This is a genomic window from Mesorhizobium sp. WSM4814, assembly GCF_055811595.1.
Window position 1 is genome coordinate 1 of record NZ_JBVVQT010000049.1, and the last position, 14,606, is coordinate 14,606.

Annotated in this window: 17 protein-coding genes and 1 riboswitch; of the genes, 13 read left to right on the plus strand and 4 right to left on the minus strand. The window is 63.9% G+C overall.

The annotated features are described in order from the left end of the window. The first annotated feature begins 152 nt into the window (after positions 1-152). Positions 153-362: riboswitch (cobalamin riboswitch) on the plus strand. Between the two features lie 37 nt (positions 363-399). Genes AC0L2V_RS31750 through cobO form a run of 4 tightly spaced genes read left to right on the plus strand, consistent with a single transcriptional unit; the run spans position 400 to position 2,495 of the window. Then, positions 400-579: a CbtB domain-containing protein gene (locus tag AC0L2V_RS31750; RefSeq protein WP_023798882.1), complete on the plus strand. Its 180-nt coding sequence runs from the start codon at positions 400-402 to the stop codon at positions 577-579. A gap of 15 nt (positions 580-594) precedes the next feature. Next, complete coding sequence (locus AC0L2V_RS31755) at positions 595-1,359, plus strand: CbtA family protein (protein WP_473511642.1); 765 nt, start codon at positions 595-597, stop codon at positions 1,357-1,359. A 22-nt stretch (positions 1,360-1,381) separates the two neighbouring features. After that, positions 1,382-1,879 carry a bifunctional adenosylcobinamide kinase/adenosylcobinamide-phosphate guanylyltransferase gene (cobU, locus tag AC0L2V_RS31760; RefSeq protein ID WP_473511671.1) on the plus strand — a complete coding sequence of 166 codons (498 nt, stop codon included), beginning with the start codon at positions 1,382-1,384 and terminating at the stop codon, positions 1,877-1,879. 1 nt (position 1,880) lies between these two features. Further along, positions 1,881-2,495 carry a cob(I)yrinic acid a,c-diamide adenosyltransferase gene (gene cobO / locus AC0L2V_RS31765; protein WP_473511641.1) on the plus strand — a complete coding sequence of 205 codons (615 nt, stop codon included), beginning with the start codon at positions 1,881-1,883 and terminating at the stop codon, positions 2,493-2,495. A gap of 172 nt (positions 2,496-2,667) precedes the next feature. Here the strand turns inward: cobO and cbiB are convergent, their stop codons facing one another. Continuing rightward, complete coding sequence (cbiB, locus tag AC0L2V_RS31770) at positions 2,668-3,636, minus strand: adenosylcobinamide-phosphate synthase CbiB (protein WP_473522134.1); 969 nt, start codon at positions 3,634-3,636, stop codon at positions 2,668-2,670. On the opposite strand from cbiB, the gene cobD reads away from it, so the two are divergent. Together cobD and AC0L2V_RS31780 are read left to right on the plus strand one after the other, a co-directional pair. Next, complete coding sequence (cobD, locus tag AC0L2V_RS31775; protein WP_473522135.1) at positions 3,635-4,690, plus strand: threonine-phosphate decarboxylase CobD; 1,056 nt, start codon at positions 3,635-3,637, stop codon at positions 4,688-4,690. The genes cbiB and cobD overlap by 2 nt on opposite strands. Then, complete coding sequence (locus AC0L2V_RS31780; RefSeq protein WP_473511639.1) at positions 4,687-5,196, plus strand: tyrosine phosphatase family protein; 510 nt, start codon at positions 4,687-4,689, stop codon at positions 5,194-5,196. The genes cobD and AC0L2V_RS31780 overlap by 4 nt, the downstream gene beginning before the upstream one ends. 69 nt (positions 5,197-5,265) lie before the next feature. On the opposite strand, the gene AC0L2V_RS31785 is transcribed toward AC0L2V_RS31780, so the two are convergent. The 3 genes from AC0L2V_RS31785 to AC0L2V_RS31795 all read right to left on the minus strand — a co-directional run bounded on the left by AC0L2V_RS31785 (position 5,266) and on the right by AC0L2V_RS31795 (position 7,352). After that, the gene (locus AC0L2V_RS31785) at positions 5,266-5,769 is read right to left on the minus strand and encodes a GNAT family N-acetyltransferase (protein ID WP_473522136.1); all 504 of its coding nucleotides are present in this window, start codon (positions 5,767-5,769) and stop codon (positions 5,266-5,268) included. Between the two features lie 183 nt (positions 5,770-5,952). Next, entirely contained in the window at positions 5,953-6,756 is an 804-nt protein-coding gene (locus AC0L2V_RS31790) for a creatininase family protein (protein WP_473511637.1), read from the minus strand. 212 nt (positions 6,757-6,968) lie between these two features. Beyond that, on the minus strand, positions 6,969-7,352 hold the full coding sequence (locus tag AC0L2V_RS31795) for a RidA family protein (protein ID WP_473511635.1): 384 nt from the start codon (positions 7,350-7,352) through the stop codon (positions 6,969-6,971). Between the two features lie 255 nt (positions 7,353-7,607). Between AC0L2V_RS31795 and AC0L2V_RS31800 the strand changes: the two genes are divergently transcribed. From AC0L2V_RS31800 to AC0L2V_RS31830, 7 genes are all read left to right on the plus strand, one after another. Then, the gene (locus tag AC0L2V_RS31800) at positions 7,608-8,612 is read left to right on the plus strand and encodes an ABC transporter substrate-binding protein (RefSeq protein WP_023798892.1); all 1,005 of its coding nucleotides are present in this window, start codon (positions 7,608-7,610) and stop codon (positions 8,610-8,612) included. A gap of 9 nt (positions 8,613-8,621) precedes the next feature. Then, positions 8,622-9,452: an ABC transporter ATP-binding protein gene (locus AC0L2V_RS31805; protein WP_473491268.1), complete on the plus strand. Its 831-nt coding sequence runs from the start codon at positions 8,622-8,624 to the stop codon at positions 9,450-9,452. Beyond that, positions 9,439-10,290, plus strand: a complete 852-nt coding sequence (locus AC0L2V_RS31810; RefSeq protein WP_473522137.1) for an ABC transporter permease — start codon at positions 9,439-9,441, stop codon at positions 10,288-10,290. The genes AC0L2V_RS31805 and AC0L2V_RS31810 overlap by 14 nt, the downstream gene beginning before the upstream one ends. A gap of 178 nt (positions 10,291-10,468) precedes the next feature. Further along, entirely contained in the window at positions 10,469-11,767 is a 1,299-nt protein-coding gene (locus AC0L2V_RS31815) for a cytosine deaminase (RefSeq protein ID WP_473522138.1), read from the plus strand. Then, positions 11,767-13,164 carry an FAD-binding oxidoreductase gene (locus AC0L2V_RS31820; RefSeq protein ID WP_473522140.1) on the plus strand — a complete coding sequence of 466 codons (1,398 nt, stop codon included), beginning with the start codon at positions 11,767-11,769 and terminating at the stop codon, positions 13,162-13,164. The genes AC0L2V_RS31815 and AC0L2V_RS31820 overlap by 1 nt, the downstream gene beginning before the upstream one ends. Positions 13,165-13,211: 47 nt before the next feature. Continuing rightward, a complete protein-coding gene (locus AC0L2V_RS31825) occupies positions 13,212-13,793 on the plus strand; it encodes an NAD(P)H-dependent oxidoreductase (RefSeq protein ID WP_473522141.1) in 582 nt (193 codons plus the stop codon). Further along, the gene (locus AC0L2V_RS31830; protein ID WP_473522139.1) at positions 13,793-14,380 is read left to right on the plus strand and encodes an NAD(P)H-dependent oxidoreductase; all 588 of its coding nucleotides are present in this window, start codon (positions 13,793-13,795) and stop codon (positions 14,378-14,380) included. Before AC0L2V_RS31825 ends, AC0L2V_RS31830 begins: the two co-directional genes overlap by 1 nt. Positions 14,381-14,606: the final 226 nt, after the last annotated feature.

The following is a 14,606-nucleotide window of genomic DNA, read 5'->3' on the forward strand; positions in this document are numbered from 1 at the left end:
CGCTGTTGGTGCCAAGCTGGAACACCCCTCATCCGACCTCGCTTCGCGAGGCCACCTTCTCCCACAAGGGGAGAAGGAAGAGCCCACGAGAGACGGCGCATTCGCGCTGCTAGCTGGCGGAATTTGGTTTGCCGGGCGCGGCGATTCTGCCTATAGTCGCAGCCGTCGTCGGTTCCGTTTTGGAACCAAGAGGGAATGCGGTAGGGGCAAAATTCGCCCGATGCCGTGGCTGCCCCCGCAACTGTGTGCGGTAGTCCTCTCCATATGCCACTGAAGATTTTCTTCGGGAAGAGCTTCTTCGGGAAGGTGGGGAAGGGCGCTGATCCGCGAGCCAGGAGACCTGCCGGCGACAGGAGAACTGACTTCTATGCCCTCGGGTGGAGGGCGAAAGGACAAGACATGAATACCGCTTCCGTCTCGCTCGGCGCTTCCGTCTCCTCGCAGTCGCGCTTCGTGCAGTTGGCGCTTGCTGCATTTCTCGGCGTTTTCGTCATGGGCTTTGTCGGCTTCTCGCATATCGATGCGGTCCACAATGCCGCCCACGACTATCGCCATTCGATGGGCTTTCCCTGCCACTGACGAGGGGCTGACACCATGACACTGTTTCGCAACGTCGTGTTCATCGCGGCGATCGCAGGGCTAGTGGCCGGCGTCGTTCTCGCCTGCATGCAGGCCTACGCCACGGTGCCACTCATCCTCAAGGCGGAAGTCTACGAACAGGCCGGCGGTGGTCACACGCATGACCATGGTTTGTCGCCGGCCACAGCAGGCAGCAATGCCATGAGCAGCGCCGTGCCGGCTGAAGCAGCCACCGCGGAAGAGGAAGGCTGGGCGCCTGCCGATGGCTTCGAGCGCTTCGCCTTCAACGTCGTTGCCAACGTCGTCACCGGCATCGGCTTTGCGCTGATCCTGGTCGCCGCTTCGGAATTTGCCGGCGGCATCGGCAATTGGCGACAGGGCCTGTTCTGGGGCCTTGCCGGCTTTGCCGTGTTCACGCTGGCCCCGAACCTTGGCCTGCCGCCCGAACTGCCGGCGATGCCGCCGGCCGATCTCGCCCAGCGCCAGATCTGGTGGACGGCGACGGTGGTGGCGAGCGCTGCCGGTCTCGGCCTGCTCGCCTTTCGCAAGTCATTGCCGCTGGCGGTGATTGCCGTGGCGTTGATCGTGGCGCCGCATATTGTCGGCGCGCCGCAGCCCGACAGTTTCGAATCGCCGATCCCGGAAGGCCTGCACCACCAGTTCGTGGTGGCGGTGACGCTGACCAATCTGGTGTTCTGGCTGGTACTCGGCGCTGCCGTCGGCTTGGTGCGCGGCCGCTTGACCGGCACCGCAACCGGCCTGCGCGATAGCCTTGCCTGATCGCGCTGCTCCAGGCAGCAAGCTGACCCTGGTCGTCGGCGGTGCACGCTCGGGCAAGAGCGCGCATGCCGAAAGCCTGGTGACGGCCTGTCCGGCGCCGTGGATCTACATCGCCACGGCGCAAGCCTATGACGACGAGATGCGCGAACGCATCGCGCTGCACCGGGCTCGGCGCGGCGAGGGTTGGACGACCGTCGACGCGCCGCTCGATCTCGTCGGCGCGATCGAGGCGCTGCCTGACGGCCGGCCCGTCCTGATCGACTGCCTGACGCTGTGGCTGTCCAACCACATGCTGGCCGAACGCGACATTGAGGCCGAATGCCGAGGGCTGGCGGATGTGCTGTCGCGGCCGCGCGGGCCGTGGTTCGTGGTTTCCAACGAGGTCGGGCAGGGCATCGTGCCCGACAATGCGCTTGCCCGCCGGTTTCGCGATGCCGCCGGCCGGCTCAACCAGCAGGTCGCCGCCGTCGCCGGCACGGTGCTGCTGATGGTGGCGGGACTGCCGCTCAAGGTGAAGTGATATGACCGATATCGACGACAGGGACGAGCAACGCCACCGCGCCAAGATGGCCAAGCGCAAGGCGGTACAGGACGCCGAGGTCGCGGCCAAGACGGTCGAGAAGGGACTGCTGATCGTCAACACCGGGCCCGGCAAGGGCAAGACCACTGCCGCCTTCGGGCTGGCGCTGAGGATGCTCGGCTACGGCAGGCGCGTCGGCGTCGTCCAGTTCATCAAGGGCAAATGGCACACCGGCGAGAAGGACGCCTTTGCCGCTTTCGGCGATCGGGTCGTCTGGCACACGATGGGCGAGGGTTTTACCTGGGAAACGCAGGATCTGAAGCGCGACATCGCCGCCGCCGAGGCTGGCTGGGCCAAGGTGCTCGAACTGATGGCCGATCCATCGATCAGCCTGCTGGTGCTCGACGAATTGAACATCGCGCTGCGCTACGACTATCTCGATCTCGACACGGTGGTGGCGGCGCTGAAGGGCCGCCGCGAAAACCTGCATATCGTCGTCACCGGCCGCAACGCCAAGCCGGCGCTGGTCGATGCCGCCGATCTGGTCACCGAGATGGGAGTTACGAAGCATCACTTTTCCGCCGGCGTGAAAGCGCAGCAAGGCATAGAGTTTTGAGGTTTCGTTCGCCTCTTCTTCCTTCTCCCCTTGTGGGAGAAGGTGGATTGGCGCGTAGCGCCAAGACGGTTGAGGGGTGCTGGACGGAGCGCCGTCGGTACCAGCTGGAACACCCCTCATCCGGCCGCTTCGCGGCCCCCTTCTCCCACAAGGGGAGAAGGGGAGGCCGCAGTCACGCAACGATAACGATCACCGACAGCAAGCCGAACAGTCCCATCAGCAGAAAGTCGGCAACCTGATAGAGTCTTAGCGCTCGTCTGATGTCCACGCTCTCGACATCGCGGCGGCCGCCTTCGCCCATGAACGCGTCGTCGACCATGACGCTGTCGTAGGAGCGCGGCCCGGCCAGCGCCAGGCCGAGCGCGCCGGCCATCGCGGCCTCCGGCCAGCCGGCATTCGGCGAGCGGTGCTTTTTCGCGTCGCGCTGCACGGTGCGCCAGGCGTTGCCGGCGTCAGCGTCTTTGACGAGGAAGGCGGCCAGCACGATAAGCAGTGCGGTCAGCCGCGACGCCGGCAGGTTGATCAGATCGTCGAAGCGCGCCGCCGCCCTGCCGAAGGCCTCGTGGCGCGGCGTGCGGTGGCCGATCATCGAATCGGCGGTATTGGCGGCCTTGTAGGCGACGCCGCCGGCCAGCCCGCCGACGCCGATCCAGAAGACCGGCGCGACGACGCCGTCGGAAAAATTCTCGGCCAGGCTTTCGATCGCAGCGCGGCAGACACCGGCTCTGTCGAGCTTTTCCGGATCGCGGCCGACGATCTGCGAGACGGCAACACGACCGATGTCGAGTCCGCCATTGTCGAGTCCGTCGGCCACCGCCTCGACATGCTCGGCCAGGCTCTTCTGCGACAGCAGCGATGTCGCCAGGAGCGCGGTGAGGATCAATCCGGCTGGAATGCCCGCAAGCATGGTTTCCACCGCGAAAGCGATGGTGGCCGGCACCAGCACGATGATCAGCAGCGCATGAACACCGCGCCGGCGGCGCAGGGCGTCGGAATCAGTATCGCGGTTGAGCCTGCGGTCGAGAAAGGATATCAGCCTGCCGAACCAGGTGACGGGGTGGCCGATGGCGCCGAGCAGCCAGCTGGGATAGCCGACAGCGAATTCAACAAGCAGTGACAGGAAAGCGATCAGGATCGACATGAAGTCTCTTGATGGAGCGGCGGCAGTGGTGGATCACGGCGGAAGCCTTGGCCGGGCGAGGGCGCTTTTTCCGCATGCGCCACAGCCCTTCGTCGACCTCTCGACCGGTATCAATCCGCACTCCTATCCGTTTTTCGAGCTGCCCGCCACCGCCCTGTCGAGATTGCCGGAAGCCGCGCGGGTCCGTGATCTGGCCGATGTCGCGGCAAGCGCCTATGGCGCGCCATCGGCGGCCAATGTGGTGGCAGCGCCGGGCACGCAGATCCTGTTGCCGCGCGTCGCTTCGCTGGTCAGCCCCGGCAAGGCGCTGGTGCTCGGGCCGACCTATGCCGAGCATCAGCGGGCAGCGGCCATCGCCGGCCATGCGGCGATGGAGGTCGACGATTTCGATGCCCTGGCAGGAGCCGACCTTGCCATCGTCGTCAACCCCAACAATCCGGACGGTCGCATCGTCGAGCGCAAGAAACTGCTTGCGCTTGCCGAAAGTTTGCGCGCCAGAGGCGGGTTGCTGGTCGTCGACGAGGCGTTCATGGATGTCGGCCCGCTTGGCGAGAGCCTGGCCGGCGATGTCGACCGTGGCGGCATCGTCGTGCTGCGCTCCTTCGGCAAGTTTTTTGGTCTTGCCGGCCTGCGGCTCGGCTTTGCATTGGCCGACGCGCTGACGGTCGAACGGCTGGAGGCCCAGTTCGGGCCGTGGGCGGTTGCCGGTCCGGCACTCGAATATGGCATCCGCGCGCTTGCCGACAGCGGCTGGCAGGCCGAGATGCGGCGCCGTCTGGCCAGGGATGCAGCGAGGCTCGATGCGCTGTTCGGCCGCTTCGGTGTCCCGGTCGACGGCGGCACCACCCTGTTCCGCTTTATCAGGCTGGCGGACGCCGCCGGTCTGTTTTCGGTGCTTGGCGAGCGCGGCATCCTGCTTCGGGATTTTTCCGGCCGGCCGGAGGTGCTGCGCGCCGGGCTGCCGGGCGAGGGCGAGGAATGGCAGCGGCTCGAATCGGCTCTTGCCGACTGGTCGCAACAGCGCCACGTTAACACCAGCGAGGTCCAGCAATGATCCATGTCTGTTCGCTTTCAAAAGTCGAGGAAACCGTCGCGAAGACCGGGGCCGAGCGGTTGCTTTCGCTGCTGGCCGCCGGCACCGAGGTGACGCGGCCGGCGTCGATCGCCCAGGAAAACCATCTGCATCTGGTCATGCACGATATCGCGGTGGCGCAGGAGGGCATGACCATGCCGGGCGAGGGGCATGTCCGCAACCTGCTCGATTTCGCGCGCCGGTGGGATCGTGCAAGGCCGCTGGTCGTGCATTGCTATGCCGGTATCAGCCGGTCGACGGCCTCGGCCTACATCATCGCGGCGGCACTGGCGCCGCAGCGCTGCGAGGTCGAGTTGGCTGAGACGCTGCGTGCACTGTCGCCGACGGCGACACCCAATCCGCGGCTGATCGCGGTCGCCGACGCGCTGCTCGATCGCAACGGCCGCATGACCCGTGCGATCGAGGCGATCGGGCGCGGCGCCGAGGCCTTCGAGGGCACGCCTTTCGAGTTGAAGATCGACGGCTGATTCTGGTCAGAGGCCTGATCAGTCCCGATCGGGCTAAGGCCGCGCTTATTTTCACGGCAGCCGTCCAAGCTATTTGGTGACCCTTTCCATGTATCGCGTAACCCCCTCCAAGCCCTTCGGTGCTGGTTCGAATGGTTCGCACTCTTGAAAGCCGAACTTGCGGTAAAGAACGATAGCGCTCGTCATGAATGAAACTGTCACCAGGTTCACTTTTCGGCACTTGGACTCCTCGATAGCATCGAGCGCCGTCTCAAGGAGGCGGGCTCCTACGCCTTTTCCTCGTCCTTCCGGACGCACGAAGAGCTTAACGATCTCGGCAACATCTCCATGGCTGACGTGGCCGACGCAGCCCAAGGCGACAGAGCCAATCCGTGCGAGGTACATCCCTGTGCTGGGCAAGGTGCACTTTTCCAACAAGCTCGCGGCATCGTCAGAATAGTAGGCGGAAATCACGTCTTCCGACGGAAGACCGTGCACGCCGCATTGTGCAACGTCCCATTGACCCATCTCCGCGATAAGTGCGCGGGCCTCATGGAAGTCAGCAAGGGTCAGTGCCTTTGTAACGACAACCATCGCGCACCCATGGATGTGAGACTAGAAACAACCGGCTGGACGTGAGGGTAGAAACAATCGGCGAGACTTTACTTTACGCACGGTCTGGAAACTAGCGCCACAAAAGTGGCTGTCTGCCTTGAACCTCAAGCGGGGCGTGTAGAGAAATCCGCATTTCGGCTCACCTTGACCTGAAGTAGATCCCTAGGTCAGCCAATCTGCAAGCTTGGCCTTGCGCACGTCCTTCAACAGGCTGATGAAACCGTCGGCTTGATGGTTGGCGGTCAGCCGGCCCTTTTCGGCCGTTGCAATGCTGGCGTCGCCGACCACGCCGTTCGGGTTGAGATCGGTGGCGATCCAGGCGAAGGCGTGCGTTCCGGTGTGGCGCAGCAACGCAAATTGCTTTTCGGCGCGGGCGACGTTGGACACGAAATTGTCGGCCTTTGCCATGTCGACCAGATCCGGCCGGAAATGCAGCATCAGCGAGGTCTCGACATCGCCGCCATGGATGCCGTGGCGGTCCTCAAGCTCGCTATACATGCCGGCCGGCCGGCCAAAGCGCTGCCAGCTCGTCTTCACCGCCAGCATCTTTGCCCGCACGCGCAGTTCGCGGGTGATGATGCCCATGATCTCCTCGTTGCCGCCATGCGAGTTGACGACGATCAGCTTCCTTAACCCGGCCCGGGCGATCGACAGGCCGAGCTCGGTCCAGGCCTCGATCAAGGTCGCCGCCGGCAATGTAAGGGTTCCCGGCGCGTGCAGGTGCTCGTTCGACTTGCCCACCGCCTGGACCGGCAAGATGCGGATGTCGAGATCGCCGGGCAGGCGCGCGATCACCGTTTCGAGCATGCCGTTCATGATCGAGCTGTCAGTCGAGACCGGCAGATGCGGCCCGTGCTGTTCGATCGCCGCCACCGGCAGAACGGCGATCGTCGCCTCCGGGTCGATGGTGGCGTATTCTGTGGTCCGATAGTCGCCCCACCACACGCGTTTCGTTGCAACGGTCATTTTGAAACCTCGAGCAAACTGGCGGCGTTGGCGCTGCCCCTCACCCGTACCCTCTCCCCGTATAGAGACGGGGAGAGGGGTGCGCCAGCGTTGGAGCGCTTCCCTTCTCCCCGTCACTATACGGGGAGAAGGTGCCGGCAGGCGGATGAGGGGCAGCACCAGCCTTTGTCGTGTAACTGGAGATCAACGGCCTGTCGATTCCAGCCGGCTCCTCACCCTGCCGCGATGACCTCGATCTCGACCTTGAATTCCGGCCGCGCGAAACCGGACACGATCATCAGCGTCGAAGCCGGCGCCGGGCTGGTGAACAGGCGATCGCGCACGTCCATATAGGGTTTCAGGAAGACGCGGTCGGTGACATAGGCGTTGATGCGCACGATGTCGGAAAGTCCAAGCCCGGCGTCGCCGAGAATCGCTGCGATGCTTTGAAAACAGAGCTCGGCCTGCGCGCCGGCATTCTCCGGGATCTTATCGTCCGGCGTGATGGCGACCTGGCCAGAACACAGCACCAGCCGCTTGCCGGGCGGCACCTCGACGCCATGGCTGTAGCGGGCAAAGGGCGGCTTGATCGACTTCGGCGTCAGGAACTTGAACATGAAAATCTCCAGTCTGCTGCCAGCGTAAAGCCGGATCGGGCGAGCCCTCAAGATGCAGTGCATACTATCAGGGCGATTATGGACAGGCGTTCAAAAAATAGGCACGATGCCCCCGGTACGGCATGACCGGTCCGGCTTTCGCGCGCCACTGTTGCGCAAGGCGGGCGGTCCGGGCGATGGCATGTGTCTTGCTTCTTCGATCGATGGTGTCGAGCTCGGCGCGCGGCGCGCCAGAGCCAACTGAGGGTGGTGCGGATGGACGGAAAACTCAAGATTTCGGCTGGCGCGATCGTGCTGCTTGCCGCAAGCACGCTGAACGCGGCAGCAAACGAGAAGATCACCTTCGGCACCAACTGGCTCGCCCAGGCCGAGCATGGCGGCTATTATCAGGCGGTGGCTGATGGCACCTATGCCGCGTGCGGGCTCGACGTGACGATCATGCAAGGTGGCCCGCAGGTCAGTGGCCGGCCGCTGCTGCTTGCCGGCAAGATCGACTTCTACATGGGCGGCAACATGCTGCAGGCCTTCGACGCCGTGCAGCAGGAGATTCCGCTGCGTGTCGTCGCCGCCTCGTTCCAGAAAGAGCCGCAGGTGATCATGAGCCATCCGGGTCAGGGGCTCGACAGATGGGAGGATCTGAAGAACGCTGACCAGTACATTATCGGCGACGAAGGTGCACAGAGCTATTTCCAGTGGATGATCACGGAGTTCGGCTTCGATCCGGCCAAGCGCGTGCCCTATACGTTCAACCCCGCACCTTTCATCGCCAATCCGAAGTCGATCCAGCAGGGTTACGTGACCTCGGAGCCCTTCGCCGTCGCCAAGGAAGGCGGCTTCCAGCCCAATCTGTTCCTGCTCGCCGACTACGGCTTCGACACCTATGCGACGACGATCGAGACCATGCAGGCGACGATCGACAAGCGGCCGGAGGTGGTTCAGTGCTTCGTCGATGGCTCGGCCAAGGGCTGGTACAACTATCTCTACGGCGACAACGCTGCCGCCAACGCGGCGATCAAGAAGGACAACCCCGACATCAGCGACGAGCAGATCGCGTTCTCAATCGAGCAGATGAAGAAATTCGGCATCGTCGATTCCGGCGATACGGAAAAACTCGGCATCGGCGCGATGACCGACGCGCGCATCCAGAGCTTCTACGACAAGATGGTCAAGGCCAAGGTCGTGCCGGCCGACGTCGACATCAAAAAGTCCTACACATTGGCCTTCGTCAACAAGGGCGTCGGGATCGACCTGAAGAAATAGCACCCGGGCATGATGCAGGAGAAAGTGGCGCAAGCGCCGGCAAGCGCATCGGGCAAAGGTCCGATGCTGCTGGCGCTGCGCGGCGTCGGCAAAGTCTTTTCCAACGGCGTGACAGCGCTCAGCGACGTCGACCTGACGATCCGGGAAGGCGACTTCCTCAGCCTTCTCGGCCCGTCCGGCTGCGGCAAGTCGACGGCCTTGCGCCTCATCGCCGGTCTTGCAACGCCGACCTCCGGCCTGCTCGACTGGCGCGGCAGCAGCGCTGCCGATCGCTCTGACATCGGCTTCGTCTTCCAGGAACCGACGCTGCTGCCGTGGGCCGATGTCTTCGACAATGTCTGGCTGCCGCTCAGGCTGAAGGGCGTGTCGCGGGCCAAGGCTGCGCCTGTCGTGATGGAGATGCTGGCGCGGGTTCACCTGACCGGCTTCGAGAAAGCCGTGCCGCGCGAATTGTCCGGCGGCATGAAGATGCGCGTCTCGATCGCCCGCGCCATGGTGACCAAGCCGCGCGTGCTTTTGATGGACGAGCCATTTGCGGCATTGGACGAGATCACCCGCTTCAAGCTCAACAACGATCTTCTGGAACTGTGGCAGGACGAGCGTTTTACCGTCGTCTTCGTCACCCACAGCGTCTTCGAAAGCGTTTTCCTCTCCAGCCGCGTCGTCGTCATGGCGGCGCGGCCGGGTAGGGTCTTCAAAGAACTCGCCATCGATGCGTCCTATCCGCGCAACGAAGCCTTCCGCACCTCGCCCGCCTATGCCGCGCTCTGCCGCCAGGCGTCCGATGTGCTGATCGGCGCCATCAACTCAACCGCCGGACCGCATCATGACGGCCATTGATCATCCTGCCCTAACCCTGGATCCAGAGGAGGCGCGTCGCGTGCGCCAGGAGCGGCTCGAGCGGATCGGCCGCTGGCTGCTGCCGCTGGCGATCATGGTCCTGGCGATCTGGCTGTGGGACCGCATCTGCGTCTGGAACGACATCCCGAAATATATCCTGCCGCGCCCCGCTGTGGTGCTGCAAACGCTGTTCGACGATGCCGGGCTGCTGTTCTCCTCGCTGCTGGTGACGCTCAGGATCACCTTCCTCAGCCTGCTTCTGGCCGTCATCGGCGGTGTCGGGCTGGCGGTGCTGTTTACGCAATCGAAATGGGTCGAGATGTCGTTCTTCCCGTTTGCGATCGTGCTGCAGGTGACGCCAATCGTCGCGATCTTCCCGCTGATCAACATCTATGTCGACAACCAGACGACGAAGCTTCTGCTGTGTGCCTGGATCGTCGCCTTCTTCCCGATCCTGTCCAACACGACGCTCGGCCTCAACTCTGTCGACCGCAACCTGCGCGACATGTTCAAGCTCAATGGCGCAACCCGCTGGCAGCAATTGCGCTATCTGCGCCTGCCGGCGGCGATGCCCTATTTCCTCGGCGGGCTGAAGATCGCCGGCGGCCTGTCGCTGATCGGCGCGGTGGTCGCGGAGTTCGTCGCCGGGGCCACCGGACAGTCGTCGGGGCTGGCTTCGCGCATCATCGAGGCCGGTTACCGGCTCAACGCACCGCGGCTGTTTGCGGCGCTGATCCTGATCTCGTTCACCGGCATTTTGATCTTCCTGGTGCTGTCGCTGATCTCGCACTTGATCCTGCGACGCTGGCACGAGAGTGCGCTGAAGCAGGAGCGATGATGGTGTTGGAGGAAGGCACCCCCCTCTGGCCTGCCGGCCATCTCCCCCTCAAGGGGGGAGATCGGACGTCATCTAGGATTTCGCCAATAACCAACGTTGCAAGACGAGCGCCATGGGCAAAGCTGCCAATCTCCCCCCTTGAGGGGGAGATGGCCGGCAGGCCAGAGGGGGGTGCGGCTTGATACCAGCCTCTGGTCCTTATCATCTCACCAACGCCCGGCTTCACGCATCACTTACGCCGGGACTCTCTGCCTATGACAGCGACGGCTTCGCGCTCGCCGACATCGCTGTTGCCGACGGCAAAATCTCCAGCATCGTCGCGAATCGCCAGTCCAATACACCCGCAGGCGCCCTCGACCTCGGCGGCCGTATCGTCATGCCGTGCTTCGTCGACTGCCACACCCATATCGACAAAGGCCATATCTGGCCTCGAAAACCCAATCCGGACGGCACCTTCATGGGTGCGCTGAACGCCACCGGCGCCGACCGTGCTGCCCGCTGGAGCGCCGAGGACGTCGCTCGCCGCATGGATTTTTCGCTGCGTTGCGCCTACGCGCACGGCACAAGGGCTTTGCGCACCCATCTCGACAGCGTCGCACCGCAGGAGGAGATCTCCTGGCCGGTGTTCGAGACGGTGCGGGAGAAATGGCGTGGCCGCATCGAGCTGCAGGCCGCCTGCCTGCTCGGCATCGAAGGCGTGCGCGACAAGAAATGGTTCGAAAGCCTGGCCAAACGCGTCGCTGCGGCCAATGGCGTGCTTGGCGTCGTCACCTATATGCTGCCGGACCTGGAAGAGCTTCTCGATCGGGTTTTCGCGCAGGCGATCAAGCATGGCCTCGCCCTCGATTTCCATGCCGACGAGACCGAAGACATCTCGGCAATCTCGCTGAAGAAGATCGCCGAGGCGGCGCTGTGGAACGGTTTTGAGGGAAACATCCTCGTCGGCCACTGCTGCTCGCTGGCACGCCAGCCCGATCTCGATGTGCTCGACACGCTGGACAAGATGGCGAAGGCGGGGCTCGCCGTGGTGTCGCTGCCGATGTGCAATCTTTATCTGCAGGACCGGCGCGGCGACAACACCACGCCGCGCTGGCGCGGCGTGACGCTGCTGCACGAGATGAAGGCGCGCGGCATTCCCGTCGCCGTCGCCTCCGACAACACTCGCGATCCGTTCTACGCCTATGGCGATCTCGACATGCTGGAGGTCTATCGCATGGCGACGCGTATCCTGCATTTCGATCACCCGGTCGGCGACTGGCCGCAAGCGGTGACTTCGACGCCGGCCAGGGTGATGCGGCTCGACGGGTTCGGCACCCTTGCCGCAGGCGGTGGCGCCGACTTCGTCGTCTTCAGGGGGCGGAACTGGACGGAATTGCTGTCGCGGCCCGAATCGGATCGCATCGTGGTGCGGGATGGCCGCGCCATCGAGCGCCAATTGCCCGACTATGCCGAACTCGACGATCTGATGGTGCGATGATGGACCTGGCTGCGCTCAAACGCGATCTCGAAGGTCTAAAGATCGACGACCATCCGGCGATCGTCCAGCAGAAGAGCCGCGATTTCTACTGGTACAGCCCGGTGCTGAAGCAACAGCTCGATCACGTGACCGGCGACCTGATCGTGACGCCAAAGACCGAGGACGAGGTGATCCGCGTGCTTGGCGCGTGCCACCGGCATAGCATTCCGGTGACGCCACGCGGCAGCGGTACCGGCAATTACGGTCAGGCGATGCCCTTGTCCGGCGGCGTCGTGCTCAATCTCGCCGAGATGAACGCAGTCAAGACGATCGCGCCCGGCCGCGTCGTGACCGGTCCAGGTGCCGTCCTCGCCGACATCGACAGGGCGACGCGCGCCCATTCCGGCCAGGAGCTTCGGATGTCGCCGTCGACCTATAACACCGCTTCGATCGGCGGCTTCGTTGCCGGCGGCTCGGGCGGCATCGGCTCGATCCGCTGGGGCGGGCTGCGCGACCTCGGCAACGTCATCCGGCTCAGGACCGTGACGATGGAGGCGGAGCCTCGCATCATGGATCTTGCCGGCGAGGAGGTGCTGAAGGTGATGCATGCCTACGGCACCAACGGCATCATCACCGAGGTCGAGATGCCGTTGACCGCATCCTACGACTGGATCGACGTCATCGTCGGCTTCGACGATTTCATGGATGCGGCCGGCTTCGGCAACGATCTCGCCATTCAGGACGGCATCCTGGCGAAGCTGATCACGCCGATCGCCGCGCCGATCCCTTACGACTATTTCAAGCGGCACCAGAAATTCTTCCGGCGCGAGCAAAGCATCGTCGTCTGCATGATCGCCCCGCAGGCGATGGACGCCTTTGTCGCCCTCACGGCGCGCAGCAAGGGCGAGATCGTCTTCCGCGCCGACAAGGAGGCCGATCTCAAGGGCTTGCCGCCGGCCTATGAGCTGACCTGGAACCATACGACGCTGCGCGCCATCAGGGTCGACCCTGATATTACCTATCTGCAGACCCGCTATCCCTCGCCGGATCACCTCGCTTACGTCAAGGCGATGATCGACCGCTTCGGCGACGAGGTGCCGGTTCATCTCGAATTCATCCGCTTCGACGGCGCGATCGGCGTCGCTGGACTGCCGCTGGTCCGCTTCACCACGGCCGAGCGGCTCGACGAGATCATCCGCATCCATGAAGACAATGGCTGCTGGGTCTTCAATCCGCACCGCTACACGCTGGAAGAGGGCGGCATGAAGCAGACGGACGAGGTGCAGCTCGCCTTCAAGCGCGAAACCGATCCGCAAGGGCTGCTCAATCCCGGCAAGATGATCGCCTGGGAAAACCCGGACTACGACTATCGCTCGGGCAAGTCGTTCCTGTTCAAGGGATTGCAGAAGGCGGGGTGAACGATGACGAGCGTGTGGCGCTGTCGAGCCGACCTGCGAGGACTTCGGTGAACATCCTCGTGCTCTACGCCCACCCGGTCGAAACCAGCTTCAACGCCGGTCTGCACCGGACGATCGTCGAGCGGCTGACGGCCGCCGGCCACGCCGTCGACGATTGCGATCTCTATGCCGAGGATTTCGACCCGCGGCTGAAACGGGCCGAGCGGCTCGGTTATCACGACGAGCGCGGCGCCGGGGATCCGGCAGCGCCCTATGTCGAGCGCCTGCTGCGGGCAGAGGCGCTGGTGCTGTCGTTTCCGGTGTGGAACTACGGCTATCCGGCGATCCTGAAAGGCTTTTTCGACCGCGTCTTCCTGCCCGGCGTCTCCTTCAAGCTGGTCAATGGCAAGGTGCAGCCTTCGCTGCACAACATCCGCAAGCTGGCGGCGGTCACCACCTATGGTGGCAGCCGGCTCCACGCCATGCTGATGGGCGACCCGCCGCGCAAGCTGGTCAAGCGTGTGTTGCGCGCGACGGTCAAGCCAGGCGCCTCGGTGTCCTATCTCGCGCATTATTCGATGAACCTGTCGACCGATGAGACGCGGAAGAGATTTACGGCGAAGGTCGCCGCCAGCATGGATGCCTTCTGATGCGGGTCCTGGTGGTTTATTGCCATCCGGTCCCGGAAAGCTTTTGCGCCGCGATCCGGGATAGTGCCATCGAGGTGCTGGAGGCGAGAGGCTGGGAGGTGCGGCTGCTCGACCTCTATGCGGAAAATTTCGATCCGGTCATGGGCTGCGACGAGCGACGCTTCTATAACGAGCACGCCCCGCAGGATCCGGCGCTCAAGCCGCATATCGAAAATCTCAACTGGGCCCAGGCAATCCTCTTCATCTATCCGACATGGTGGTACGGGCTGCCGGCGATGCTGAAGGGCTGGCTCGACCGGGTCTGGGCGACCGACGTCGCCTTCCGACTGCCGGCCGGCAAGGGACGGATCCAGTCACTGGTGAGGCATGTGACGAAGATCGGGGTGATCACGACCTTCGGCGCACCGACCTGGTGGAGCGTCGTCGTCGGCCAGCCGGGACGCAAGACGATCCTGCGCGGCATGCGGGCGCTCTGCGCCACCCGCTGCAGGACGTTCTTTCTGGCGCACTATTTGATGGATGCGTCGACACCGAAGACGAGGGCGGCGTTTCTGGAGAAAGTGCGGGCGAAACTGGAGCGGTTTTGAGCTGGCGGAGATTTCCTTCTCCCCCTGTGGGAGAAGGTGGATCGGCGCGCAGCGCCGAGACGGATGAGGGGTGCTGGACGGAGTGCGTCGGTGCCAAGCTGGAACACCCCTCATCCGACCTCGCTTCGCTCGGCCACCTTCTCCCACAAGGGTGTTTGGACCGGAGACATCGCGAACAGGTGTGCGAGGACATCGCGAACAGTTTTGCGCATTGTGCGCGAGGGGG